The organism is Janthinobacterium sp. 61, from assembly GCF_002846335.1.
Classification (GTDB): domain Bacteria; phylum Pseudomonadota; class Gammaproteobacteria; order Burkholderiales; family Burkholderiaceae_D; genus Janthinobacterium.
Genome location: NZ_PJMQ01000001.1, coordinates 4,993,108 through 5,017,687, shown reverse-complemented (window position 1 = coordinate 5,017,687; position 24,580 = coordinate 4,993,108). Strand labels below are relative to the sequence as shown.

Below are 24,580 nucleotides of genomic sequence, written 5' to 3'. Positions count from 1 at the left end.
ATGCTAAGCTGTACCATCGCAGGTGTTGCATTATGGCAGTGTTTTCCACCCACACGTACTTCGCATGATCAAGCAAAGCCCCAAAGAATTCCCCCTGCGCACCGTCGACATCATCGTCTATCCAGGCTTCAAGGCGCTCGAAGCCATCGGCGCCATGAAAGTGTTTGACTACGCCAACACCCATTTGCGCCTGCGCAATCTGCCCGGTGGCTACGACGTGCGCATCGCGTCGACGGCCATCGGCCCCGTCGAGTCCGACACCCTGATGTCGCTGCACGCCAGCAAGGCGCTCGATGCCAGCCGTCTGCCCGACCTGGCCGTCATCGTCGGCTGCCACCATGTCGAGCAAGTCTTGCAGGACATCCCCGCCCTCGCCGCCTGGGTGGCCGAGGCGGCGCCGCGCATCACGACCCTGGCGGCCCTGTGCACGGGCTGCTTCTTCCTGGCCGAAGCGGGCGTGCTCGACGGCAAGAGCGCCGCCACGCACTGGAGCGCCGTGGACAGCCTGCGTCAGCGCTATCCCTTGATACAGGTCAATGCCGATGCGATTTTCGTGCGAGAGGGGAAATTCTGGACGTCGGCCGGCGTGACGGCAGGCATCGACCTGGCCCTGGCCCTGGTGGAAGACGATTTCGGCCGCGATATCGCGCTGGAAGTGGCGCGCGACCTGGTGGTGTACTTGAAACGGCCCGGCGGCCAGTCGCAGTTTTCCGTGCACCTGTCGAGCCAGATGACCACGCATCCCACCATCCGCCAGTTGCAGGGCTGGATCATGGAACACCTGGACGAAGAACTCAGCATACCGCTGCTGGCGGCCAGGCTGGCCATGAGCGAGCGCAATTTTACGCGCGTGTTCCAGCGCGAAACGGGTAGCAGCCCCACGGAATTCATCGAAACGGCCCGCTTTGAAGTGGCGCGCCGCTTGCTGGAAGACAATGTGTCCTCCTTAAAACAGGTGGCAGTGCAGGCGGGCTTGCACAGCGAGGAAAGGCTGCGCCGCCTGTTTCAAAAGAAACTCGCCATCACGCCACGCGACTACCGCGAACGCTTTTCCAGCACGGCGCGTTAGGCGCAGCGAGAATCAGCGCGACTTCTTGGTACGCACGTGGCGCGTGGCCAACTGCTGGCGGTGCCAGGCCAGCGGCGTAAACATCAGCGCGCACAGCAGATAGGTGGCCAGCAGCGCCAGCCAGATGGCGGGCGAGGCGAGGATGGCGGCATTGCTCCACCACAAGGCCAGCAGGGAGGACAGGGCCGCGCCGAGGAAGATGGGCAGCATGCGGCGCAACGTGGCGAGGTAGGCAGTGGCAAACATGAACGGCTCCCAAAGCAAGGCGGATGCCTTCACACTAGCAGGCGCAGGCAGCGAAGTACAGCCTGCCGCCCTGCCCCGTCCGTCAAGTGTTGCGCATTGAGTACATTACGATGCGATCAATACAGGAAGATTAATACAAGAAGATTAATACAGCACCACGGAACGGATCGATTCTCCGCTCTTCATCAGGTCGAAACCCTCATTGATGCGTTCGAGCGGCAAGCGGTGCGTGATCAGGTCGTCAATATTGAGCTTGCCTTCCATGTACCAGTCGACGATCTTCGGCACGTCCGTGCGGCCCCGTGCGCCGCCGAAGGCCGAACCGCGCCATTCACGCCCCGTCACCAGCTGGAATGGCCGCGTGGAAATTTCCTGGCCCGCTGCCGCCACGCCGATGATGAAGGACTTGCCCCAGCCCTTGTGCGTGCACTCGAGCGCCTGGCGCATCAGCGTCGTGTTGCCGACGCATTCAAATGAATAATCGGCACCGCCGTCGGTCAATTGCACGATGGCATCGACGACGTTTTCCACCGCGTTAGGATTGATGAAATGCGTCATGCCAAACTTGCGCGCGATGGCCTGGCGCGCCGGGTTGATATCGATGCCGATGATTTTATCGGCGCCGACCATTTTCGCCGCCTGGATCACGTTCAGGCCGATGCCGCCCAGGCCAAATACGGCCACATTCGCGCCCGCTTCCACCTTGGCCGAGAACAATACCGCGCCCACGCCCGTCGTCACGCCGCAGCCGATGTAGCAGACCTTGTCGAACGGCGCATCTTCGCGGATCTTGGCGAGAGCGATTTCCGGCACGACGATGTAATTGGAAAAGGTCGAGGTGCCCATGTAGTGGAACAGCGGCTGGCCATTCAGCGAAAAGCGGCTGGTGGCATCGGGCATCAGGCCGCGGCCCTGCGTGGAGCGGATGGCCTGGCACAAATTCGTCTTTTGCGACAGGCAGAACTTGCACTGGCGACATTCCGGCGTGTACAGGGGGATAACGTGGTCATCCTTTTTCAGGGTCGTCACGCCCGGACCCACGTCGACGACGACGCCGGCGCCTTCATGACCGAGGATGGCCGGGAAGATACCTTCCGGGTCGGCGCCCGACAGGGTGTAGTAATCGGTATGGCAAATGCCAGTGGCTTTCAGCTCGACCAGCACTTCGCCGGCGCGCGGGCCGGCCAGGTCGACTTCTTCAATGGTCAGCGGGGCACCCGCCTTCCAGGCAATCGCGGCTTTGGTTTTCATGGGGATTCTTCCTGCTCGGTTTCAGATCCGCCATTATCGGGCGCCGGCGGACGCGATGGGGCAGCTGGCCCCGTGCTTGTCTGAAAACGCGGCGAATTTGTCCGATGCCGCCGTACCGTGCAGCAGCGCACGGAAGCGCGGTGTATGACAGGCGTACGCTTGCGCAAGCTCAATCTTGCGGGCACAAAAACGTGCATTCTTGACGTAACAGCATTCCCTTGATGCATCTCACTGACTCGCCATTTCATCGTTCCCGCAGGAGACTGACATGCGCAACTCGCTATTCCGACTGCCCATCACCTGGCCAGCGCTGCTGCTGGCATGCTGCCTGGCCCTGCTGACCGCCTGTGGCGGCGGCCAAGACCACCCACCACCCGGCGCCACCACCGGCAGCCTGGCAGTCACCATCGGCGGCTTGCCGGCCGGCGTGGCGGGCGCCGTCACGGTCACGGGGCCCGCGTCCTACAGCAAGCTGCTGACGGCGAGCACCACGCTCACCAAGCTGGCGCCCGGCGCCTACATGCTCAGCGCCGCCAGCGTTGCGCAAGGCACGGTAACGCTGGCCCCCACGCCCGTCACGCAGCAGGTGCAAATCAATGCGGACGCCACGGCCAGCGCCGGCGTCACCTATGCAGCCACGGCACCGCTGGCCCTGGCCCTGCAAGAAGTGGCCAGCGGCTTGAGCGCGCCCATCTTCCTGACGGCGCCGCCCGGCGACAGCCGCCTCTTCATTCTCGAACGCCCCGGCCGCATCCGCGTAGTACAGAACGGCGGCCTGCTGGCCACGCCCTTCCTCGACATCAGCAGCCTGACCAGCACCAGCGGCGAACGGGGCTTGTTATCCATGGCCTTCCATCCGCAATATGCCAGCAACGGCTATTTCTTCCTGTATTACACCAACCTGGCCGGCGATATCGTCATCGAGCGCCGACAAGTGTCGGCGGGCAACGCCAACGTGGCCGATCCCCTGTCCGCCCTGACCATCCTCACGATACCCCACCCCACGTTCAGCAACCACTACGGCGGCTTGCTCAGCTTTGGCCCGGATGGCTACCTGTATGCGGGCACGGGTGACGGCGGCAGCGCGGGCGATCCGTCCGGCAATGCGCAAAATACGAACGTCCTGCTGGGAAAACTGCTGCGCCTGGACGTCAACGCCAGCACGGTGGCCCTGCCGTACGCCATTCCACCGGGCAATCCATTTGCCACGGCAGGTGGGCGCCCTGAAATCTGGGCATACGGCTTGCGCAACCCGTGGCGCTACGCCTTCGACATGCCGGCCCAGCTGCTGTATATCGCCGACGTGGGCCAGGCCAATTGGGAGGAGGTCGATGTGCATCCCATGGGCCAGGCGGGCAACAATTACGGCTGGAACATCATGGAAGGCGCGCACTGCTACAACAGCAGCAGTTGCGCGCAGGCGGCTCTGGTCCTGCCCGCCATCGAATACAGCCACGATGCTGCCGGCGGTTGCTCGGTCACGGGCGGCTATGTGTACCGGGGCTCCGCCCTGCCGGAACTGGTCGGGCAGTACCTGTATTCGGACTACTGCAGCGGCTGGCTAAAAAGCTTCAGCTACGGCAATGGCACGGCTTCCGCCGTGACAGATTGGGGCATCACTAACGTGGGCAATATCCTGTCGTTTGGCCAGGATGCGCAAAACGAGCTGTACATGCTGAGCGGCACGGGCAAGGTCTACCAGATCGTCCGTAAATAAGCGTACATAAATAAGCGTGCGCAAATAAGCGTGCGCAGGCGGACATGGTGGCGCACGCGGCTGAGGGCGTTTTTCGACGGGGCGCGGGGAACCGGCTAAAATGGTTTTTTTCCGCCGCGCCCTGCGCATCAGCCCAAGAGAACACCATGGCCCGTTTGAAACTTGAATTTCCCGAAGACCAGTACTGCTATTCCTCGCAACTGACGGTACGCACCACGGACATCAATGCCGGCAACCATCTCGGCAACGATTCCATGATTTCCATGATTTCCGAGGCCCGCGCCCGCTTCCTGTTCGAGTTCGGCGTGCGCGACATCGAAGCGGACGGCACCGGCATCATCGTCACCGACCTGGCCACTACCTACCGTGCCGAAGCCCATGCGCGCGACCAGCTGCTGTTCGAAGTGGGCGTCATGGATTTTAATAAATATGGCGGCGACATCACCTTCCGCATCACGCGTCCTCGCGACAACACCCTGATCGCGATGGCCAAGTCCGGCTTTGTATTTTTCAACTACAAGCGCAGCCAGGTCGTGCCGATGCCTGAAGAGTTCGGCAGCAAGTTCCCGCAGGTGAACTGGATCGATTAAGGGCTGGATTAAGCGGGTCACCTTGCCGCCATGCTGTATACTTGCCAGGAAGATATTAACACTGGAGCGGCATGCAAGCAGCGATAACGGCAAGACTATGCCTGGCCCTGACCTTGCCGGGCCTGTGGCCGACGACCGCCTTGGCCGCGCCGCAAACCGTCATCCTGTACGGCGACGACGACTATGCACCGTACAGCTATGTGGAAAACGGCGTCTTCAAGGGCATGTACATCGATATCCTGCGCCTGGCAGCCAGCACGATGCCCGACTACCGGCTGGAACTGCAGCCGCGTCCCTGGAAACGGGGTCTCGATGCGCTGGAAAAAGGCCAGGTATTCGGCCTGTTCCCGCCCGGGTACAAGCGGGAACGGCCGTACGTGCAACCGTATTCGACCATGTTGTACCGCGAATCGGTGGTGTTGTTTTGCCATGATGCCGTGATGCGCACGCCGCGTACGCATTTTCCTGCCGACTTCGCCGGCCTGACCATAGGCGTCAACACGGGTTTTTTGCTGTCGGAAAAATTGATGGCGCCGGCCCGCCAGGGATTGCTGCACCTGGAAGCGGCCAAGGGCAATGAAGCCAATCTGAAGAAACTGGCACTGCGGCGCATCGATTGCTACGCCAGCGACCGCGGCGCGGCACGCCACACGGCGCGCCAGCTGCAAGGCGAACTGGACCGATACGCCTTTCAATTGCACGAAGTGCTGGAACTGTCATCCGAAGCCACCTACATTGCCTACAGCGCGCGCAATACGCCCGCCTACAAGGCCGACTTCATCAACAAGATGAATGCGGCCCTGCTTGCCATGCGGCAGAACGGCCAGCTGGCACGCATCGAAGGTGCGTACCTGCGCTGACATAGCGGTGCACGCCCGCTTACTTGCGCGCCTGGCGCTTCACCTTGATGCCGAAGGTGTCGCCATACCAGTCATCGATCATCAGCTTCTCATAGCGCAGCTTTTCATTGCTGAAGTAATGATTGATGCGGGTCAGGTACGACATGTCGGACAAGGCTGCATCGCCACTGCGAATGACCTTGCCATCCTGTTCCAGCACATAGTGCAGGCGCATGCGCGGCCAGTCGACCCGGCCATTCATGACGCGGATATCCTGGCCGGCACGCAGCGCGGGATCTTCACGTCCCGCCAGATCCACGTCCGTGACGTCGATTTTCAAGGTCTGCCCGGGTGGCAGCGATGCGCCCAGCTTCGCAAAATGCCGACTCAGTTCCTTTAACGCCTCTTCCCGTTCGTGCGGATTGAACGGGACATCCGTGAATTGATCCGGTTTGCTGAAATGCACCTCGGTTCCTGCCCAGGCCGCACTGCTGGCGAGCAAGGCCAGGCCGGCGATCAGGGCGCGCGTCGTTTGCTTTTGCATGATGTACCCTTTCAGGAAAAGTGAGTGGCATGGGGCCACTTCTTATGCCTATTCAATATAACGCGCTCCACCCGATTCTGACGCGAAATTCATACCTTGTTACTTTTCTGGTTTTCCGTGAGAAAGGCGGAACGGCGTATTTTTTTGCAGATTCATTGGCAATATTAATTAAAACAAAGTATTGTCTTGAAAATATAGTTGCCTAAGCGATAAAGTATAGATAGTGTCAGCAGCAGGCATTTAAAGTGTTTTTTTAGCAGCTGTGTTGCATGTTGTTGGTCAATTTTTCTTGCTTATTGTTAATACTTGGCCGTCAGTCTACAATCGATAAAATGCGCCCAAAAAACGCGCAACGCCAGTCGTGGCGCACAGGCTAGCCTGGCGCGGGCGTCTCAGCATTGCGTCAGTTATGCCTTTTAGCGGAACTCGCCCTTATGTCATTTTTGTCTTCAGCCTCACCCAAGTTACTCCCCTGGAAAGTCTTGCTCGTCGATGATGAACCCGACATCCACGACATCACCAAACTGACACTGAGCCGTTTCCGCCTCGAAGGCCGCGCCCTGAGCTTCGTGCATGCGTATAGCGGCGCCGAAGCCAAGCAGGTGCTGGCGCGCGAAGAAGGCATCGCGCTAGTCTTCCTCGACGTGGTGATGGAACGCGAAGACAGCGGCCTGGAGGTGGCGCGCTGGATGCGCGAAGACCTGGGCAACCAGTTTACGCGCATCGTGCTGCGCACGGGACAGCCGGGACAGGCGCCGGAAGAACGGGTGATCGTCAATTACGACATCAACGACTATAAGGAAAAGACGGAACTGGACCGCACCAAGCTGTTCACCACCACCTTTGCCGCCCTGCGCGCCTACCGCGACATCATGAAGGTGGAAGAGGCGCGCCTGGCCCAGCTGCACTATCGCGAAGGCCTGGAAAGAGTCATCGCGGCGTCGGCGCATATCTTCAAGCAGCGCAACCTGCGCGACTTCGCCAGCGGCCTGCTGCAGCAAGTCGTCGCCCTGCTGCGCCTGGAAACGAGCATGCTGCTGCGCCTGCGCGGCGCCAGCGCCATCACGGGCGAACAGGATTATGAAATCCTTGCGCAGATCGGCGACCATGAAGCCGATGGCGGCATCCTCAGCCCGTCCCTGCTGTCGCAGCTGGACCATGCCAAGAGCAATAAAATCTCGCGCCTGCACGGCGACACCTATGTCGGCTATTTTCCGAACAGCAGCGGCAAGGCATCCTTGCTGGTACTCAAAGGCGTGGAAGAGATTTCCGACCTCGATGCGCAATTGCTGGAAGTATTCTGCTCCGGCGTGGCGATCGCCTTCGACAACATCCTGCTGACGCAGGAAATCACCGATACCCAGGCCGAACTGATCCTGCGCCTGGGCGACGTGGTCGAATCACGCTCGCACGAAGGCGGCAACCACGTGCGCCGCATGGCCGAAGTGTGCCAGCTGCTGGCGCAGGCGTCCGGCATGTCGGAAGAGGAAACCATGGTGCTGCGCCACGCGGCGCCCATGCATGATATCGGCAAGATTTCCACGCCTGACGCCGTGCTGCTCAAACCGGGCAAGCTCGACGCGGCCGAATGGGAAATCATGAAGCAGCATCCGACGGTGGGCATGTCCATCCTCGACGGCTCGCAGCGCCCGCTGCTCAAAGCAGCGGCCGTGATCGCCCACCAGCACCATGAAAAGTACGACGGCAGCGGCTATCCGCAAGGCCTGGTCGGCGAAAACATCCACAAATACGCGCGCATCGCCGCCGTCGCCGATGTCTTCGACGCCCTCATGCACAAGCGCTGCTACAAGGACGCCTGGCCCCTGGAGCGCGTGGTCAGCTACCTGCGCGAAGTGAGCGGCAGCCACCTCGACCCGCAGTATGTGGAGTTGCTGATTGCCAATCTCGACGAAGCGCTTGCGTTGAATCAGCGTTTCCCTGATTAAAAGGCGTAGGTCGGATTAGCGCGGCAACGCCGCGCGTAATCCGACAACATCGTTGACGCCGCTGGTAGCGTCGGATTACGCGGCCTTGCCGCTAATCCGAGCTACGTGGCTCCAGCGGGAAACGGATCTTGTAATGCAATCCCATGCCCGGCGCGCTGACCACCTTCACCGTGCCGCCCAGCGGCCCCGTCACCAGGTTGTACAGGATATGCGCACCGAGGCCGCTGCCGCCCGAGCCCCGCTTCGTCGTGAAGAAGGGATCAAACAGCTGGCCCAGGGTGGCGTTATCCATGCCCATGCCGTCATCGCTGTAGTCGAGTTCCAGCATCTCGCCGGCCGTCCGCACGCTGATCCTGATCTTGCCCGGCTCGCCTTCGACAAAGCCGTGCACCAGTGAATTGACCACCATGTTCGTGACGATCTGCGAGACGGCGCCCGGATAGCTGCGCAGCTGCACCTCGGGCGCGCAATCGATGTCTACTTTGATCGGCTTGCCCTTCAGCTTGGGCTGCAGAGAGAGCAGGATTTCATCGAGATATTTGCGCAAATTAAAGCTGCGCAACTCGTCCGACGACTGGTCCACGGCCACCTGCTTGAAGCTGCGCACCAGCGCCGCGGCACGCTGCGTATTCGTCGTCATGATGCGCAGGGTCTGGTCGATGATGTCGAAAAACTGCCGCAAACCGTCTTCATCGAGTTGGCCGCCGTCCAGGTCTTCGCGCGTCAGCTTCAATTCCTGCACCAGGTGACTGGTGGCCGTGACGCAAATGCCCAGCGGCGTATTGATTTCATGCGCCACGCCCGCCACCAGGCGGCCCAGCGAGGCGAGCTTTTCCTGGCGTACCAGTTCCGACTGCGCCTCCTGCAAGGCGCTCAGGGCGCTGTTCAGGGCCGCGTTCTGCTCTTCCAGCGCTTCCTTGGCCTGGCGCATGGCGCTGTCGGCCTGGATGCGGGCCATCGCCACGGCCACATGGCTGGCCATGAAGGCCAGCACGTCCAGTTCCGCCTGCCCATACACGACGGAAGTATCGTAGCTTTGCACGATGATCACGCCATATTTCCGCTCGCCCAGCAGCATGGGCGCACCCATCCAGCTGGCGATGCCCACATTGCCCAGCGGCTCGTCCATCTCGCCACTGTCCACCAGCGCCGCATAGCTGTCCGCATCGAGCAGGCAGGCCTGGCGGCGCGCCAGCACGTACGAACTCATGCCGATGCCGTAATGAAAGCGCTTCACGGGCGCCTGCGCATCCTTTTCATCGACAAAATACGGGATCGTGATGTCCTTGTTGTCCGGATGGTACAGGGCGATGAGGAAGTTCTTCGCCGTCACCAGCTCGCTGATGATGGCGTGCAGCCGCGCATACAGGGTCGTCGCATCGGACGCCTGCGCCGACAAGTTGGCGATTTCATATAGCGCATGCTGCAGGTTTTCCGCGCGGCGCCGCTCGGCCACCTCGTGCGCCAGCAGGGCCGTGCGCTCCTGCACCGCCTTTTCCAGCCGGTCCATGCTTTGCATGCCTTGCAGGGCGCTCGACACGTGCGTGGCGATCAGCGCGAACAGGGCCTGGTCTTCCAGGCTGAAGCGGTGCTGCGCGTCATAGCTCTGGATGACGATGGCACCCAGTACCTGGTGCTGCTGGTCCAGCAGCGGACAGCCGATCCAGTGCTCGGCCGCCGTGCCGCCGCCCCAGGCGCCGCCACCGATGGCGCGCATGGCGTCGTCGTCGGCCGTCATCACCAGTTGCTTGCGGTTGACGATGACCCACGCCGTGGGCGATTGCGCGGCGCTGGCCAGGCGCACGCCCACGTCCGGGTCGGGCGCCGCATCGAATTCATCGACAAAATAGGGAAAGCGCACCAGGCCGTCGTCACGGTCGCTCAGGGCCACATAAAAATTGGCCGCATACATGATGCGCCCCAGCGCCGCATGCACCGCCTGCAGGAATTCGCTGATATCGCTGCAGGTGCTCGAGCGCTGCCCGATTTCCAGCAACACGGTCTGGACGGCTTCCAGGCGGCTAAGACGGCTTTCCATGGGTAACTGTGTGCCTTGTGTACATATAATGTTCTGAAAATCAATATTATCAGTTCAGCCCAGCCTTGGCACGGCATAAAACGCACAATCTTGCCTTAAGGCAGAGCAACACACGCAACGCCGGCATTTGCCACGCTGGCGATACAGTGGCAGACTAGGCCCCTTCCTACAGACCAGACCGTCCTCATGACTGCCACGCTACGCGCCTCGCTTCGCCCCTATACCCTCGCTGGCCTGCTGGCCTTTGCCGCGCTGGGCATGCCGCCGCTGTGCGCCGCGCCAGCCAAGGCGCCGGCAGCGGAAACGGCCGATGGCGGACGCTATTTTGGCCCCCTCGTCGCGGGCAAGATGCACGGCCAGGGCCGGCTCGAGTACGCGAGCGGTGCGTTTTACGAAGGGGGCTTCGCGCGCGGCGTGTTTTCCGGCCAGGGCACGCTGCGCCAGGCGTCCGGCGTCGAATACACGGGCGCCTTCCGCCAGGGTGCCTTCGATGGCATCGGCCGCTACACCTCGCCCAAGGGCGAGATCTATGCGGGCGACTTCGTCAAGGGCAGCTTCGAAGGACAAGGCCGCTTCCAGGGTGCCGATGGCGCCACCTTCGAAGGCCATTTCAAACACTGGCGCCCGCACGGCGCAGGCAAGCTGACCGACACGGACGGCACCGTCTTCGAAGGCGACTTCGTACAGGGCCAGCTGCAGGGCAAGGCCAAGGTCAGCACCAGCGACGGCATCCACTACGAAGGCGAGCTGAAAGACTGGAAATTCGAAGGCGAAGGCGTGCTGCGCACGGCCGACGGCGATGAATACCGGGGCAGTTTCAAGAATGGCCAATTCGACGGCAAGGGCGTGCTGCGCTACGCCGTCGCACAGGCCGATGGCCGGCGCGAAGACAGCGGCAACTGGACCGAAGGCCAGCTGGACGACCCGGCCTTGGATAAGCTCACGCGCGACAATATCGAACTGGCCCTGTATAACCAGCGCACCCTGCTCGACGGTGCCCTGGCGCGCATCGCGCCGCGCGATGCGGCGAAGAAAATCAATCTGTATTTGCTGGGCGTGGCGGGCGATGGCGCGCAGGAAGTGTTTCACCGCGAAACGGCCTTCGTGCAGCGCCAGTTCGACCGCGATTACGGCACCGTAGGCCGCTCCCTGATGCTGGTCAATAGCCGCAACACGGTGGCGCAGCAGCCGATGGCCACGCGCACCAGCATAGCCGCCAGCCTCGATGCGCTGGGCGCGAAGATGGACAAGCGGAACGACATTCTGTTCCTGTTCCTCACCAGCCACGGCTCGCCCGAGCACGAACTGGCGCTGGCGCAGAACGGCATGGACTTGCACAGCCTGCCCGCGCAGGAGCTTGCCACCATGCTCAAGCACAGCGGCATCCGCTGGAAGGTCATCGTGATCTCGGCCTGCTACGCGGGCGGTTTCATCGATGCGCTGAAGGATGATCAGACGCTGGTCATCACGGCCGCGCGCAGCGACCGCACCTCGTTCGGGTGCGACGACCAGAGCGATTTCACGTATTTCAGCGAAGCGTATTTCAAGGAAGCGCTGCCAAAGAGTGCTGGCTTTGCCGAAGCGTTCGACCAGGCCAGGGTGCTGGTGCAGGCGCGCGAGGCGGCCGACTTCCGCGAAGGCGGCATGGAAGCGGAAGAGCATTCCGAGCCGCAAATGTTCCAGGGCAAGGCCATCGCCGGGCAGCTGAAGGCGTGGCGCGCCCAGCCGCGCTAAGCTGGGCACGGTCGCCCGCCTTTCTGTACAATAGCCTTCACCATGCGACGATTCTTCCTCATTTTGCTGCTGTTCGTGCTTCCGCTCCAGATGTCCTGGGCTGCGGCGAGCGCGTATTGCCTGCACGAAGAAGGCAAGGCGGCGCAGCACCTGGGCCACCACAGCCACCAGCACAAGGCGGATGCTGACAAGAAACCCGTGGCTGACAAAGCTGACCAGCAGAAAAAAGGCCAGCCGCACAGCGATTGCAACGTCTGCCATGGCATTGGCCATGCGTGGCTACCGGCCGGCTCCAGCCTGCCGGTCGGCGACATGGCCTCCGTCAACGCGGACACTTCCCCCTTCTTTTACGCTTCTCACATCCCGGACGCTCCCAAGCGCCCTGACTGGTCGTCGGCCATTTAGGCCGACGGGACATTTCATTCCACTGATCGCAATACACGCGCCTGATTGACCTGGGCGCCAGCCTGCGCGTCCCGTCGAATTCTTTTCCATGCTTTTGGAGAATTCGATGTACCGATCCATTCATCTGTTATTGCTCTCCGCCGGCCTGCTGGCCGGCAATCTTGCCCATGCGCAAACACCTGCGGAGCCCGCCGGCCCCCTGACCTTGCCCGCCGCGCTGCTGCTCGCCGAAGGCGGCAACGCCACCCTGTCGGCCGCCCGCCATGAACTGGCGGCACAAGGGGGCGCCCTGCAACAGGCGCGCTCCCTGCCCAATCCGGAACTGCAAACCGTGCTGGAAGACACGCGGCGCGCCACGCGCAGCACCACCGTGCAGCTCAACCAGCTCATAGAACTGGGCGGCAAGCGCGGTGCCCGCACGGTCGTCGCCCAGCGCGGCGAAGACCTGGCGCAAGCCGGCCTGTTCCTGCAGCAAGCCGACACGCGCGCCGCCGTGACCACCGCCTTTGTCGACGTGCTGGCCGCCCAGGAAGGCTTGCGCCTGGCCGACAGCGCGCAGGCGCTGGCCGCGCGCGCCAGCGACATCACGGCGCGCCGGGTCACGGCCGGCAAGGCGTCCCCTGTCGAAGAAACGCGTGCCAAGGTTGCCGAAGCGAGCGTGCGGCTGGAGCTGAACCTGGCCCGCAGTACCCTGGCCAGCGCCCGCAAGCGCCTGGCCGCCCTGTGGGGCAATGCCACGCCGCGCTTCAGCGTCGCGGAAGGACGCCTGGAAACCTTGCCGGAGCTGCCATCCGCCAGCGAACTGGCGGCACGCCTGGACCAGGCCCCGGCCGTGCGCCAGGCGCACAGCGCGCTGGCCCAGCGGCAAGCCATGCTGGACGTGGAACAGCGGCGCGCCACGCCCGACGTCACGGTCAGCATCGGCATGAAGCGCTCGGAAGAGCTGGGCCGCAACCAGGCCATCATCGGCCTGGCCTTGCCGCTGCCCCTGTTCGACCGCAATGCCGGCAACAGGCTCGACGCCCTGCGCCGCAGCGACAAGGCCAGCGACGAGCTGGCCGCCGCCCGCATCGCCGTGCAGACCAATGTAGCCGCCGCCAGCGAACGGCTGGCCACGGCCCGGCTTGACGTGGAAAGCTTGCGCCAGGACATTTTGCCTGGCGCACAAAGCGCCTACGACGCGGCCAGCAAGGGTTTTGAGTTCGGCAAGTTCGCCTTCCTCGACGTGCTCGATGCCCAGCGCACCTTGCTGCAAGCCAAAAACCAATACCTGCGCGCGCTGACCGAAGCGCAGCACGCCGCTGCCGAGATCGAGCGCCTGCTGGGCGCCCCCGCCTCCCTGTAAGGAACACCATCCATGAATATCACACTGAACAAAAAGCAGGCGATTGCCATCGCTTCCATCGCGGCCGCCGGCATCGTCCTGGCCATTCTCATCCTCGGCACGGGCACATCCAAGACGCCGCCGCCTGCCGTCAAGGCGGAAGCACATGCGGAAAAGAAAGACGAACATGGCCACGAGGAAGTGGAAGGCAGGCTGGAATTGACGGCTGCGCAAAGCCGCGCGGCCGGCGTCGTCATCGCCACGGCCGCGCCAGGGCGCATCAAGACGACAATCGCCCTGCCCGGCGAAATCCGTTTCAATGAAGACCGCACGGCCCACGTCGTGCCGCGCCTGGCAGGCGTGGTGGAAGCCGTACAGGCTGACCTGGGCCAGCTGGTGAAAAAGGGGCAGATCCTGGCCGTCATCGCCAGCACGGAACTGTCGGAACAGCGCAGCGCATTGCTGTCGGCGCAGCGGCGTTTATCCCTGGCCCGCTCCACGTATGAACGCGAAGAAAAACTGTGGCGCGAGAAAATTTCTGCGGAGCAAGATTATCTGCAGGCGCAGCAAACGTGGCGCGAGGCGGAAATCGCCGTTCATAATTCGCAGCAAAAGCTCAGCGCGCTGGGCGCCGGTGCTTCCGGCAAAGGGCCGCTGAACCGCTACGACATCCGCGCGCCGTTCGATGGCATGGTGCTGGAAAAACATATCACCCTGGGCGAAGCCGTCAAGGAAGACGCGAACATCTTCGTCATTTCCGACCTCTCGACCGTGTGGGCGGAAATCGCCGTGCCAGCGAAAGACCTCGCCACCGTGCGCATGGGAGGCAAGGCGGAAGTAAAAGCCAGCGCTTTTGATGCCAGCGCGCAAGGCACGATCACCTACGTGGGCGCTCTGCTGGGCGAGCAGACGCGCACGGCCAAGGCACGTATCAGCTTGCAAAACCCCAACATGGCCTGGCGCCCGGGCCTGTTCGTCACGGTGGAAGTGGTGTCCGGCGAAGCGGACGCGCCCGTCACCGTGCTCAGCACGGCCATTCAGACGGTGGAAGACAAGCCCGTCGTCTTCGTGCAAGTCAAGGAGGGTTACCAGGCCACGCCCGTGGTGCTGGGGCGTAGCGATGGCACCTTGACGCATATCAAGCAGGGCCTGGCCGCCGGCACGCCGTACGCGGCGCAAGGCAGCTTTGTGCTGAAGTCCGAGCTGGGCAAAGATTCCGCCGGCCACGAACATTGATCACGTCAAAGCTAAGGAAACCATCATGTTTGAACGCTTGATCCGCTTCGCCATCGACCAGCGCTGGCTGGTGATGCTGGCTGTGGCCGCCATGGCCGGCCTGGGCATCTACAGCTATCAAAAGCTGCCCATCGACGCCGTGCCCGATATCACCAATGTGCAGGTGCAAATCAATACCCAGTCCGCGGGCTATTCGCCGCTGGAAACCGAGCAGAGGGTCACCTTCCCCATCGAGACGGCCATGGCCGGCTTGCCGAACCTGGAGCAGACGCGCTCGCTGTCGCGCTATGGCCTGTCGCAGGTAACGGTGATCTTCAAGGATGGCACGGACATTTATTTTGCGCGCCAGATGATCAACGAGCGCTTGCAGGAAGCCAAGGAAAGTTTGCCGGCTGGCATCACGCCAAAGATGGGGCCCGTCTCCACGGGCCTCGGCGAAATCTACCTGTGGACGGTGGAGACGCAGGACGGCGCGAAGAAGCCCGATGGCACGCCGTACACGCCCACGGACTTGCGCGAAATCCAGGACTGGATCATCAAACCGCAATTGCGCAACGTCACGGGCGTCACGGAGATCAATGCCATCGGCGGCTACGCCAAGCAATACCAGGTAGCGCCCTACCCGGAAAAACTGGCCGCCTACGGCATCAGCCTGCAAGACGTGGTGACTGCGCTCGAGCGCAACAACAGCAACGTGGGCGCCGGCTATATCGAAAGACAGGGCGAGCAGCTGCTGATACGCGCGCCGGGTCAGGTGGCCTCAAAAAGCGACATCGGCAACATCGTCGTCGCCAATGTGCAGGGCGTGGCCATCCGCATCCGCGACGTGGCCGATGTGGTGCTGGGGCGCGAGCTGCGCACGGGCGCGGCCACGGAAAACGGCCGCGAAGTGGTGCTGGGCACGGTGTTCATGCTGATCGGGCAAAACAGCCGCGCCGTCTCGCAAGCCGTCGACAAGAAGATGGTGGAAATCAACCGCAGCCTGCCGAAAGGCGTGCACGCCGTCACCGTGTATGACCGCACGGTCCTCGTCGACAAGGCCATCAATACGGTAAAGAAAAACCTGCTGGAAGGCGCCGTGCTGGTGATCGCCATCCTGTTCCTGTTCCTCGGCAATATCCGCGCGGCCCTCATCACGGCCATGGTGATTCCGCTGGCCATGATGTTCACGTTTACGGGCATGGTGCAATACCATGTGAGCGCCAACCTGATGAGTTTGGGGGCGCTGGACTTCGGCATCATCATCGATGGCGCCGTGGTGATCGTGGAAAACTGCGTGCGCCGCCTGGCCCATGCCCAGCAGAAACTGGGACGGCCGCTGACCTTGCAGGAGCGTTTTCATGAAGTGTTTGCGGCATCGCAAGAAGCGCGCCGGCCCTTGCTGTATGGCCAGCTGATCATCATGGTCGTGTACCTGCCCATCTTCGCGCTGACGGGCGTGGAAGGCCGCATGTTTACGCCGATGGCCCTGACGGTGGTGATCGCTCTGCTGGGCGCCATGCTGCTGTCGATCACCTTCATCCCTGCCGCCGTGGCGCTGTTTATTGGCGACAAGGTGGCGGAAAAGGAAAATGCCATCATGCGCGCGGCCAAGCGCTGGTATGCGCCGCTGCTGGGCAAGGTGATGCGCAATACGCCCGTGGTGCTGACGGGCGCGGCGGTGGCCGTATTGCTGTCAGGCTTGCTGGCCACGCGCATGGGCAGCGAATTCGTGCCCAGCCTGAACGAGGGCGACATCGCCATCCAGGCCTTGCGCATCCCCGGCACCAGCTTGACGCAATCGCTGGCCATGCAGCAGCAACTGGAAAGCAAGCTGATGGCAAACCACAAGGAAATCGCACGCGTGTTCGCCCGCACGGGAACGGCCGAAATCGCCTCGGACCCCATGCCGCCGAATATTTCCGACGGCTACATCATGCTCAAGCCGCGCGACCAGTGGCCGGAACCGAGCAAATCACGCGAACAGTTGCTGGCGGAAATCGAAGCGACGGCCACGAGCTTGCCGGGCAATAACTATGAGTTTTCGCAGCCGATCCAGCTGCGCTTCAATGAACTGATTTCCGGCGTGCGCAGCGACGTGGCCGTGAAACTGTTCGGCGACGACATGGCCGTGCTCGACAGCACGGCGGCGAAGATCGCGGGCGTACTGGGCAAGATTCCGGGTGCCACCGAAGTGAAAGTGGAACAAACGACGGGCTTGCCCATGCTGACGGTGCAGATAGACCGCGAGCAGACGGCCCGCTACGGCCTTAACATTGCTGACGTGCAATCGGCAATAGCCACGGCCATCGGAGGGCAAGAGGCAGGCACTCTCTTCCAGGGCGACCGCCGCTTCGACATCGTCGTGCGCCTGCCCGACAGTCTGCGCAGCGACCTGGAGCAATTGAAGCGCCTGCCCATCGCCCTGCCTGTGGGGGCGGCGGCGGAAGGCCGCGCACGCTTCATCCCGCTCGGTGAAGTCGCCAGCCTGCAAGTGGCGCCGGGGCCGAACCAGATCAGCCGCGAAGACGGCAAGCGCCGCATCGTCGTCAGCGCCAACGTGCGCGGACGCGATATCGGCTCCTTCGTGGCCGACGCCACGCAGCAGTTGCAATCGCAGGTGGCCATCCCTCCCGGCTACTGGACCAGCTGGGGCGGCCAGTTCGAGCAATTGCAGTCGGCCACGAAACGCCTGGAACTGGTGGTGCCCGTGGCGCTGGCGCTCGTCTTCGTGCTGCTGTTCGCCATGTTCGGCAACGTGAAGGATGGGCTACTGGTGTTCAGCGGCATCCCGTTCGCCTTGACGGGCGGCATCGTCGCCCTGTGGCTGCGCGACATTCCCATGTCGATCTCGGCAGCAGTGGGCTTCATCGCCCTGTCCGGCGTGGCCGTCCTCAATGGTCTGGTGATGATCGCCTACATCCGCCAGCTGCGCGAACAGGGCATGCCGCTGCAGGAAGCGATACGTGCAGGCGCCATTACCCGCCTGCGGCCCGTGCTGATGACGGCGCTGGTGGCGTCGCTGGGCTTCGTGCCGATGGCCATTGCCACGGGTACGGGCGCCGAAGTCCAGCGCCCGCTGGCCACCGTGGTGATCGGTGGCATCCTGTCGTCGACGGCCTTGACCTTGCTGGTGCTGCCATTGCTGTACCGGCTGGCATACCGCCGGCAAGAGGAGGAGGAAGAGGAGGTAGGTCGGATTAGCGTGGCCGAAGGGCACGCGTAATCCGACACATTGTTGGCGCCGGTGGTGGTGTCGGATTACGCGGAGCAAAGCCCCGCTAATCCGACCTACCTGGTCATGGCTTGCGGTAGCCGCCCTCGATCCAGTTCGCTGCTGCAGTGGCATTGAACTTGAAGGCCGCCGAGGTACGTACCTTGGCGATCTGTTCGCCGTCCGCGTCGTAGGCGCTCAGTTCCGCGTACGGGTGGTCTTCATCAGGCACGATGTCGAACATCACCTTGATTTGACCCTCGTCGGTGGCGACAAACAGGTTCTTGTGCAATTGTGCATGCAGCTGCTGCTCGTGACGGCGCAGCACTTCCGAAGCTGTCTTGACCAGCGTATTAAACGCGTTGACGTCGAGCGGCTTCGGGTTTTTCTTGTCGCGGCCCATGGTCCACGGGCCCACCAGCGCCGGCTCCGGTTCGCCATCCTTGATCATGGCCACGGCCCAACCTTCATCTTCCTCGTTCTTGATCACACGCGCCGTCCAGCCATTGCCTACCCACAGGCGCGGCTCCTGGATCGGGGCGTCATTGTCTTGCTCGGCTGCTTCGTCGGAAAAGTCGGGAAAATCGGTACTCATGGCGGTGCTCGTGATGGAGGGTCGGGGCTAGCATGATAGTCGAAAACGCCCTCCCGTGCCGCCTTGCCGCAATGGCGACGGAACGTCACACAGCACGGCCCAGCCTGCCGCCATGGCGGCGATCAACACATGGACATGGCAGGCCGGTTGGGCCAGGTCAGCGGCGGACCGGGCGGCACCCAGCGCGGGTCGATGGCTGGCAGCGGCGCGTGGTAATTAAAGGGGTTGATGATGATCGGCGGTATCGCCGATGGCGCGCCGACGGGCTCGGCGCAGGACTGCGTGGCGCCAGGCTGGCGCGTGGTTCGATGGTGGGAAAGGGATAGCGATTGATCCCCGGTATCTGCAAACAAAAGCATGTTGCCCTCCTTGCGAGACTGAGGTGTTCAGTATAGGACGGCTTGCGCGTTTTACAAGAAAAGAAATCTTGTTCCAGATCAGCGTTTTCTGCCCGTACAGACCTCCCATACCGTGAAAACAACCGCCTGTCGCACACTGCTGGCGGCCAGCCCGGCGCCCCCCTACAGTGTGACCATGCAACACCCCATCACACACCCACTGAGGCTTACCATGAAAAAATTGCTCACCTTCGTCCTCATCGTCATGCTCGCCTGCCTGTTCCTCGACAAGATAAGCGGCAGCGACATGCACATGCAGTTCAACGGCGACGATGTCGACGGTCCTCTGGAATGGCTGTTCGGCCTGGTGTTTGCCGGTGGCGGCTTGCTGATCGCCGCCATTGCGCTGGTGTGTGCCGCCGTCGTGACAGGGGTCGTCCTGGCTGGCGTGGGCGTGGTGCTGATCGCCGTGGTGGCCTTGTGCGTGGTGCTGGTACTGGCGCTGAGCACGCCCGTGCTGCTGCCGCTGCTGATACCCGTCGCCATCGTCTGGCTGATCCTCAGCCGCAAGCACAAGCAAGCGCAAGCGCGTCAGCACAGCCTGTAATCACTGCGCCATGAACTTGCTGAGCACGCCGTCGCTGCCGCCATCATTTTGTTCGATGCGGTTGCGCCCGCCACGCTTCGCCCGGTACAGCGCCTCGTCGGCGCGCGCCAGCACGGCGTCGCAATCGGCATCGGTGCCGGCCATGGCGGCCATGCCGATGCTCACCGTAATGGTGATCAGGATGCCGCCATCGGTGGTCAGCGAACTTTCCGCCACACGCCGGCGCAGCCGTTCGGCAAACACGGCTGCCGCCGCCAGGTCCGTGCCCGGCAGCAAGATGGCGAATTCTTCGCCGCCCACGCGGCCCGGCACATCGACCTTGCGCAGCGCCTGGCACATCAGCGCGCCCAAGTGGCGCAGCACGGCATCGCCCACCGCATGGCCATACTCGTCGTTGACACGCTTGAAATGATCGATGTCAAGCATCAGCACGCTGGCGCACCTGGCCAGTTCGCGCTGCAGCCGTGCATGCTCGTTTTCCAACGCCGCCATGAAGTGGCGTCGGTTCGGCAATCCAGTCAGGAAATCGGTGGTGGCCAGCTGCAGCAATTCCGCGTTCATGCGCTTGCGCTCGGTGATATCGAGTGTAGACACCATGACAAAGTCCAGGCTGTCCGCATGGCCGGGCATCACCAGCAAGCTCAATTCATTTTGCCGCGCCGCACCATCGAGACGCACAAAACTGCTCTCGCACTCGTACAGGTGGGCGCCGCCAGCCAGCGCCAGCAGCGCATCGCCAAAACAGGGCAAGGCGCTATCATCGAAATTCTGCGCCAGGCCCAGCGCGCCGCGCCGCTGGTCATCCTCGTTGGCGCGCACCTGCGCCAGCGCGGCGCCATTCGCATCGATGATGCGCACCAGCCCCGCCAGCCGCTGCAGCGCGTCCGGATTGGCGTGGAAGTAGGCACCCAGGTCGCGCACGCCCGCTTGCTCGAGCGCATCGAGCGCAGCGCGTACGGCCGACCAGTCCTGTTCCCACAGGGCCACGGGTGCATGGTCGTACAGGCTGCGGAAACGCGCTTCGCCGGCGCGCAGGGCCAGCGCCACCTGCGCCTGTTCGATGGCCATGCCGGCCAGATGCGCGGCCTCGCTGAGCCGCGCCAGATGTGCCGCGCCCGGTAGCGTGGGCTGGCGGTGATACGCCATCATCACGCCCAGCAGCTTGCCCGAGCCGCCCCGTACGGGCTCGGCCCAGCACGATTGCAGTTGGGCTCGCCACGCAAGTTCCATCGTCTCTTGCGCATCGGCAGCGGCATGCAAGTCGCCCACGATCACGCGCTGGCCGTCGCGCAAGGCCTGCACCGCGATGCCATGCACGCCCTGCAGGGTGTCGAGGTCATGGCCATGGCTGGCCAGGTTGAAAAACGCGGGCAAGCTCGGCGCCGCGCCCAGCACCAGGCGGTGGCGGCTTTCATCGAGCAGCAAGATGCTGCACAGCATGGCAGGATGGTCGGCTTGCACGCTCAGCACCACGCTTTCCAGCACCCGTTCCAGCGGTGCGCCCGTGGCCAGCATTTCCAGCACCTGCCGCCGCGTGTGCTCGCGCCGCTCCATCTGGCTGCGCTCGCTGATATCGCGGAAGGTCCACAAGCGCGCCTGTTCATTGCCCAGCTGCATGCTGCGCACGTACTGCTCGACCACCCGGCCATCGCGCAGATGCAGCACGTCGCGCCGCTCGCGGTGGCCATGCGGCGCGTGGGCGCGTGCTCCCAGGAAAGGCGCCGCCTGCTCCAGCTGGCATTCCACATGGCGCACCAGCGCCGCGCCATCGGCCTGCCAGTCGAGTGCATCGGGCACTTGCCACAGGTCGCGGAAGCGCCGGTTCGAGGTGAAGATGCGACCATCGACGTTATCGACCAGGATGCCGTCGATGGTCGAATCGAGGATGCTGCGCAGCATGGCCTGGCTACGCTGCGCTGCCTCGGCCATCGCCAGCACGCTCGCCTGCCCCTGCTCCAGCTGGCCAGTCAGCTCGCTCGAGCGCGCCAGCGCCGCCTGGGCGCGGGCACGGCCCGCCGCCAGCAGCCAGGCCGCCAGCGCCAGCACGACGCTGGCCAGCAAGCCGGCCCAGGCCACCAGGCGGGGCCGCGCAAGCAGCTCGCCATCGAAGCCCGGCATGGCGCGCATGCGCAAGGTCCAGGCATGGCCGGCGATGCTGATCGCCTGCTGCGACACCAGGCTGTCCGACGCGGCAGACGACTGCGCGCCCGGCAAGCTGTCATACATCAGGGCCGCCTCGGTCAGTTGCGCGCCATCATAGATTTCCAGGTCCAGCTGGCGCGCCCCCTCGCCACCCACGCCCGCCATCAGGTCGCCCATGCGGAACGGCGCAAACACCCAGGCGCGCAAGGCGGCACGCCGCTGCGCCAGGCTGGCATGCGGCAAGCCATTGTCATAGACGGGCAACACGACCAGGAAGCCATGCGCCTGCGTGCTGCCGCCATCCTGCACCAGATGGATCTTGCCCGTCATGGCGGCCTGGCCCGTGTCGCGTGCCTGCTCGAGCGCGGCGCGGCGCACGGCTTCGGACCCGATGTCGTAGCCGATGGCCAGCAGGTTGCTCTCGCTTGAAGGTTCCAGATAGGTAATGGGCGCGTACCAGGCGCGGTGGCCGGGCGGACGCACGGCATAGCCGGGATAGCCTTCCGCGCGCACGCCGGCTTCGTGCCGCGCCAGCCCGGCAACCGGCAACAGGGGCAGGTAGCCGATGCCGTGAATGCCGGGAAAGTGGCGGTCCACCTGCTGCACCGCCAGATAGGCCTGGAATTCGCGGCGCGCAACGTCCTGCGAACTGGCATACAGTCCCTGCACCCCGTGCAGCACCTGGATATAGGTCTGCATGCGGACAACGATGTTGCCCACCAGTTCGCGCACGCGGAAGTCAAAATCGGCCTGTACCTGCTGTTCGCTGGCGTCGCTGGCATTGCGCCAGGCGCCATACGTCAGTCCCAGGCACAGTGCCAGTACCAGCGCAGCCAGCACGCGCGGCCCCACCCAGTGCGACACTGAGCGAGCAAACCACGACGTAGGCGCGCGTGTAGGCATGACAGGCGGACAAGCAGAACGGACCTCAAACCGCTACACGCTCAGCAGCATGGCTGGCAGCGGGCTGCACGATTACCATCGGTAGTCGATGAGAATGATAGTACGTTACAGCGGGCGCCCTTGCAATGCTGAATATTGTATTAAAAAGATCACATATTTCGTCAATGCAATGATGCGTACTCCAGGAAAATTCGATGCCGTGAAAACCATCCCCAGCGGCTGGTATGATCGCCCCGCAGTCATCACCAAGGAGCCGCGTTTGCAGCACGATAGCTGGCAGGGAACATTATGGCTGGCGCCGGACTTTGCCATCTTGCATGGCGCAGCGGGCGCCACGGATAGCCACGCCCATTACGCGCACCAGCTGATGCTGAGCACCGGGGCGCCCTTCACGGCCGAGCTCGACGGCATCGTCCATACGGCGCAGCACTTACTGGTCGAGAGCCTGCACCCGCACGCCATCGTTGCTGCACCGTCACCCGTGCTGACCATCTATGCGGAACCGCAGCGCCTGGGCGGCGCGGCCTTGCTGGCGGCCGCCGGCAGCGCAGGCGCGCCCAGCCTGGACAGCCTGGCAGCCGCGCTGCAGGCACAGCCGCGCGAAATCCTGGCCGACGCACGCGTTCAGCGCGCGCTGGACCAGGTCGATGTCTTGTTGTCCGGCAAGGTCAGCGCGGCGGCCGTGGCCGAGGCGGCGCATTTGTCGCTGAGCCAGCTGGAACGCCTGTTCAGCGCCCAGCTGGGCTTGCCCGTGCGGCGTCTCGTGCTGTGGCGCCGCTTGCGCCTGGCCATCCGTTTCATCTTGCTCGGCAGCACCCTGACGGAGGCAGCCCACGGCGCCGGCTTTGCCGATGCAGCGCATTTTTCGCGCACCATGCGCACCCTGTTCGGCGTGCGCGCCGACCGCAGCTTGCGCCAGCTCAACGTCAAGCTGCTTGATTAACTTGTCGATTGAGGCCCGTGGCGCAAGCCGGCCGGCAGCTCGGGTGCGCGCACGCCCTCTTCCGCGCGGAACGGTTCGATCAATTGCCGCAGGTAGGCCACGGGATAGTCGGGACGGCTGCCGATGCCCAGGTCCTCGCCCCGCATGCGGTAGCCGGGCGCGTCGAAGGCTGTGCCCAGCAGGCGATCCCAGCAGGTAAAGAACAGGCCGAAATTCACGTCGCCCGCCGTGCCGTATTTCATGTGATGGAAACGGTGTAATGGCGCCCAGGCAAACACGTGGCGCAGCGGCCCCATGCGCATGTCGACATTCGCGTGCTGCAACAACAATTGCACCGCCACGGCAAACGCCAGCACGGCCATGACAGCTTCCGGTATGCCCAGCAGCAACAGCGGCAGCATGCCGCCCGCCGCTTCCAGCAGCAAATGCAGCGGGTGTTTCATCCAGCCATTAAAACCATACAGGCGCTGCACGCTGTGGTGTACTGCATGCAATTTCCACAGAAAGTAATAACGGTGGCTCAGGTAATGCACCAGGGTGATGCCGCAATCGGCGATCAGGATGGCCAGCAGCAGTTGCAGCCAGAATGGCAACTGGCCGGGCCAGAATGGCCCCAGCGCCAGATGGCCAGCCAGCAAGGGGAAAGCCGCCAGGCCCAGCAGGTACAGCGCTTCGTTGACGAGCGCATGCAGGCTGTCGCGCCAGACGTCGCCATGATCGCGGTTCCACGCGCCGTCATACGGCAGATAGCGTTCGGCAAACAAGGAAGTGAGCAGGGCCAGCAGCAACAAGGGTGGCAAGACCCAGAGCGAAAAATGGCAAGCCGCCACCAAGCAGGCGGCGGCGCCGATGAAGCCGGCCCAGAAGACGGGGCCGTACAGCGCGGCGAAGAGAGATTTCATGGCAAGACGCTCCTGTGG

General features: G+C 63.3%; 20 protein-coding genes. 12 read left to right on the top strand and 8 right to left on the bottom strand.

The window, feature by feature from the left end; genetic code table 11:
• Positions 1–64: 64 nt before the first annotated feature.
• Positions 65–1,069, top strand: coding sequence for a GlxA family transcriptional regulator (locus CLU92_RS22745; RefSeq protein ID WP_101483710.1), 1,005 nt, complete (start codon positions 65–67; stop codon positions 1,067–1,069).
• A 12-nt stretch (positions 1,070–1,081) separates the two neighbouring features.
• Here the strand turns inward: CLU92_RS22745 and CLU92_RS22740 are convergent, their stop codons facing one another.
• Complete coding sequence (locus tag CLU92_RS22740; RefSeq protein ID WP_101483709.1) at positions 1,082–1,315, bottom strand: hypothetical protein; 234 nt, start codon at positions 1,313–1,315, stop codon at positions 1,082–1,084.
• Positions 1,316–1,459: 144 nt separating this feature from the next.
• Positions 1,460–2,566, bottom strand: a complete 1,107-nt coding sequence (locus CLU92_RS22735) for an S-(hydroxymethyl)glutathione dehydrogenase/class III alcohol dehydrogenase (protein ID WP_101483708.1) — start codon at positions 2,564–2,566, stop codon at positions 1,460–1,462.
• 268 nt (positions 2,567–2,834) lie between these two features.
• Here CLU92_RS22735 and CLU92_RS22730 point away from each other — a divergent pair, with 268 nt between their 5' ends.
• The 3 genes from CLU92_RS22730 (at position 2,835) to CLU92_RS22720 (ending at position 5,733) form a co-directional block, all read left to right on the top strand.
• The gene (locus tag CLU92_RS22730) at positions 2,835–4,283 is read left to right on the top strand and encodes a sorbosone dehydrogenase family protein (protein WP_101483707.1); all 1,449 of its coding nucleotides are present in this window, start codon (positions 2,835–2,837) and stop codon (positions 4,281–4,283) included.
• 146 nt (positions 4,284–4,429) lie between these two features.
• On the top strand, positions 4,430–4,873 hold the full coding sequence (locus CLU92_RS22725; protein WP_071079638.1) for a thioesterase family protein: 444 nt from the start codon (positions 4,430–4,432) through the stop codon (positions 4,871–4,873).
• Positions 4,874–4,944: 71 nt separating this feature from the next.
• A complete protein-coding gene (locus CLU92_RS22720) occupies positions 4,945–5,733 on the top strand; it encodes an ABC transporter substrate-binding protein (protein ID WP_101483706.1) in 789 nt (262 codons plus the stop codon).
• Positions 5,734–5,752: 19 nt separating this feature from the next.
• Here CLU92_RS22720 and CLU92_RS22715 read toward each other — a convergent pair whose 3' ends face one another.
• Positions 5,753–6,256, bottom strand: a complete 504-nt coding sequence (locus CLU92_RS22715; protein ID WP_101483705.1) for a DUF3016 domain-containing protein — start codon at positions 6,254–6,256, stop codon at positions 5,753–5,755.
• A 434-nt stretch (positions 6,257–6,690) separates the two neighbouring features.
• On the opposite strand from CLU92_RS22715, the gene CLU92_RS22710 reads away from it, so the two are divergent.
• On the top strand, positions 6,691–8,202 hold the full coding sequence (locus CLU92_RS22710; RefSeq protein WP_101483704.1) for a response regulator: 1,512 nt from the start codon (positions 6,691–6,693) through the stop codon (positions 8,200–8,202).
• Between the two features lie 91 nt (positions 8,203–8,293).
• On the opposite strand, the gene CLU92_RS22705 is transcribed toward CLU92_RS22710, so the two are convergent.
• On the bottom strand, positions 8,294–10,240 hold the full coding sequence (locus CLU92_RS22705; protein WP_101483703.1) for a GAF domain-containing sensor histidine kinase: 1,947 nt from the start codon (positions 10,238–10,240) through the stop codon (positions 8,294–8,296).
• A 186-nt stretch (positions 10,241–10,426) separates the two neighbouring features.
• On the opposite strand from CLU92_RS22705, the gene CLU92_RS22700 reads away from it, so the two are divergent.
• From CLU92_RS22700 to CLU92_RS22680, 5 genes are all read left to right on the top strand, one after another.
• A complete protein-coding gene (locus CLU92_RS22700) occupies positions 10,427–11,974 on the top strand; it encodes a C13 family peptidase (protein ID WP_101483702.1) in 1,548 nt (515 codons plus the stop codon).
• Positions 11,975–12,016: 42 nt separating this feature from the next.
• Positions 12,017–12,379, top strand: coding sequence for a cation efflux protein, CzcI family (gene czcI / locus CLU92_RS22695; protein ID WP_101483701.1), 363 nt, complete (start codon positions 12,017–12,019; stop codon positions 12,377–12,379).
• A gap of 106 nt (positions 12,380–12,485) precedes the next feature.
• Positions 12,486–13,724: a TolC family protein gene (locus CLU92_RS22690; RefSeq protein ID WP_143452637.1), complete on the top strand. Its 1,239-nt coding sequence runs from the start codon at positions 12,486–12,488 to the stop codon at positions 13,722–13,724.
• 12 nt (positions 13,725–13,736) lie between these two features.
• Positions 13,737–14,939, top strand: coding sequence for an efflux RND transporter periplasmic adaptor subunit (locus CLU92_RS22685; RefSeq protein WP_101483700.1), 1,203 nt, complete (start codon positions 13,737–13,739; stop codon positions 14,937–14,939).
• A 25-nt stretch (positions 14,940–14,964) separates the two neighbouring features.
• Positions 14,965–18,144, top strand: coding sequence for an efflux RND transporter permease subunit (locus CLU92_RS22680; RefSeq protein ID WP_101483699.1), 3,180 nt, complete (start codon positions 14,965–14,967; stop codon positions 18,142–18,144).
• Between the two features lie 73 nt (positions 18,145–18,217).
• On the opposite strand, the gene CLU92_RS22675 is transcribed toward CLU92_RS22680, so the two are convergent.
• Together CLU92_RS22675 and CLU92_RS22670 are read right to left on the bottom strand one after the other, a co-directional pair.
• Positions 18,218–18,727 carry a hypothetical protein gene (locus tag CLU92_RS22675; RefSeq protein WP_101483698.1) on the bottom strand — a complete coding sequence of 170 codons (510 nt, stop codon included), beginning with the start codon at positions 18,725–18,727 and terminating at the stop codon, positions 18,218–18,220.
• Between the two features lie 122 nt (positions 18,728–18,849).
• Entirely contained in the window at positions 18,850–19,086 is a 237-nt protein-coding gene (locus CLU92_RS22670) for a hypothetical protein (protein WP_101483697.1), read from the bottom strand.
• A gap of 211 nt (positions 19,087–19,297) precedes the next feature.
• On the opposite strand from CLU92_RS22670, the gene CLU92_RS22665 reads away from it, so the two are divergent.
• Positions 19,298–19,672, top strand: coding sequence for a hypothetical protein (locus CLU92_RS22665; RefSeq protein WP_101483696.1), 375 nt, complete (start codon positions 19,298–19,300; stop codon positions 19,670–19,672).
• On the opposite strand, the gene CLU92_RS22660 is transcribed toward CLU92_RS22665, so the two are convergent.
• Complete coding sequence (locus CLU92_RS22660) at positions 19,673–22,717, bottom strand: CHASE domain-containing protein (protein ID WP_257561390.1); 3,045 nt, start codon at positions 22,715–22,717, stop codon at positions 19,673–19,675.
• 199 nt (positions 22,718–22,916) lie between these two features.
• Here CLU92_RS22660 and CLU92_RS22655 point away from each other — a divergent pair, with 199 nt between their 5' ends.
• Positions 22,917–23,660, top strand: a complete 744-nt coding sequence (locus CLU92_RS22655) for an AraC family transcriptional regulator (protein ID WP_208327663.1) — start codon at positions 22,917–22,919, stop codon at positions 23,658–23,660.
• Here the strand turns inward: CLU92_RS22655 and CLU92_RS22650 are convergent.
• On the bottom strand, positions 23,657–24,562 hold the full coding sequence (locus tag CLU92_RS22650) for a sterol desaturase family protein (protein ID WP_101483694.1): 906 nt from the start codon (positions 24,560–24,562) through the stop codon (positions 23,657–23,659). The two genes, CLU92_RS22655 and CLU92_RS22650, sit on opposite strands and share 4 nt — an antisense overlap.
• Positions 24,563–24,580: the final 18 nt, after the last annotated feature.

What these genes read in the sequence shown, in the direction of transcription:
- CLU92_RS22740 (WP_101483709.1), bottom strand. Translation starts at nt 1,315, where the DNA reads ATGTTTGCCACTGCCTACCTCGCCACGTTGCGCCGCATGCTGCCCATC.
- CLU92_RS22670 (WP_101483697.1), bottom strand. Translation starts at nt 19,086, where the DNA reads ATGCTTTTGTTTGCAGATACCGGGGATCAATCGCTATCCCTTTCCCAC.
- CLU92_RS22665 (WP_101483696.1), top strand. Translation starts at nt 19,298, where the DNA reads ATGAAAAAATTGCTCACCTTCGTCCTCATCGTCATGCTCGCCTGCCTG.
- CLU92_RS22705 (WP_101483703.1), bottom strand. Translation starts at nt 10,240, where the DNA reads ATGGAAAGCCGTCTTAGCCGCCTGGAAGCCGTCCAGACCGTGTTGCTG.
- CLU92_RS22650 (WP_101483694.1), bottom strand. Translation starts at nt 24,562, where the DNA reads ATGAAATCTCTCTTCGCCGCGCTGTACGGCCCCGTCTTCTGGGCCGGC.
- CLU92_RS22660 (WP_257561390.1), bottom strand. Translation starts at nt 22,717, where the DNA reads ATGCCTACACGCGCGCCTACGTCGTGGTTTGCTCGCTCAGTGTCGCAC.
- CLU92_RS22690 (WP_143452637.1), top strand. Translation starts at nt 12,486, where the DNA reads ATGTACCGATCCATTCATCTGTTATTGCTCTCCGCCGGCCTGCTGGCC.
- czcI (WP_101483701.1), top strand. Translation starts at nt 12,017, where the DNA reads ATGCGACGATTCTTCCTCATTTTGCTGCTGTTCGTGCTTCCGCTCCAG.
- CLU92_RS22700 (WP_101483702.1), top strand. Translation starts at nt 10,427, where the DNA reads ATGACTGCCACGCTACGCGCCTCGCTTCGCCCCTATACCCTCGCTGGC.
- CLU92_RS22710 (WP_101483704.1), top strand. Translation starts at nt 6,691, where the DNA reads ATGTCATTTTTGTCTTCAGCCTCACCCAAGTTACTCCCCTGGAAAGTC.
- CLU92_RS22680 (WP_101483699.1), top strand. Translation starts at nt 14,965, where the DNA reads ATGTTTGAACGCTTGATCCGCTTCGCCATCGACCAGCGCTGGCTGGTG.
- CLU92_RS22745 (WP_101483710.1), top strand. Translation starts at nt 65, where the DNA reads ATGATCAAGCAAAGCCCCAAAGAATTCCCCCTGCGCACCGTCGACATC.
- CLU92_RS22720 (WP_101483706.1), top strand. Translation starts at nt 4,945, where the DNA reads ATGCAAGCAGCGATAACGGCAAGACTATGCCTGGCCCTGACCTTGCCG.
- CLU92_RS22725 (WP_071079638.1), top strand. Translation starts at nt 4,430, where the DNA reads ATGGCCCGTTTGAAACTTGAATTTCCCGAAGACCAGTACTGCTATTCC.
- CLU92_RS22730 (WP_101483707.1), top strand. Translation starts at nt 2,835, where the DNA reads ATGCGCAACTCGCTATTCCGACTGCCCATCACCTGGCCAGCGCTGCTG.
- CLU92_RS22735 (WP_101483708.1), bottom strand. Translation starts at nt 2,566, where the DNA reads ATGAAAACCAAAGCCGCGATTGCCTGGAAGGCGGGTGCCCCGCTGACC.
- CLU92_RS22685 (WP_101483700.1), top strand. Translation starts at nt 13,737, where the DNA reads ATGAATATCACACTGAACAAAAAGCAGGCGATTGCCATCGCTTCCATC.
- CLU92_RS22675 (WP_101483698.1), bottom strand. Translation starts at nt 18,727, where the DNA reads ATGAGTACCGATTTTCCCGACTTTTCCGACGAAGCAGCCGAGCAAGAC.
- CLU92_RS22715 (WP_101483705.1), bottom strand. Translation starts at nt 6,256, where the DNA reads ATGCAAAAGCAAACGACGCGCGCCCTGATCGCCGGCCTGGCCTTGCTC.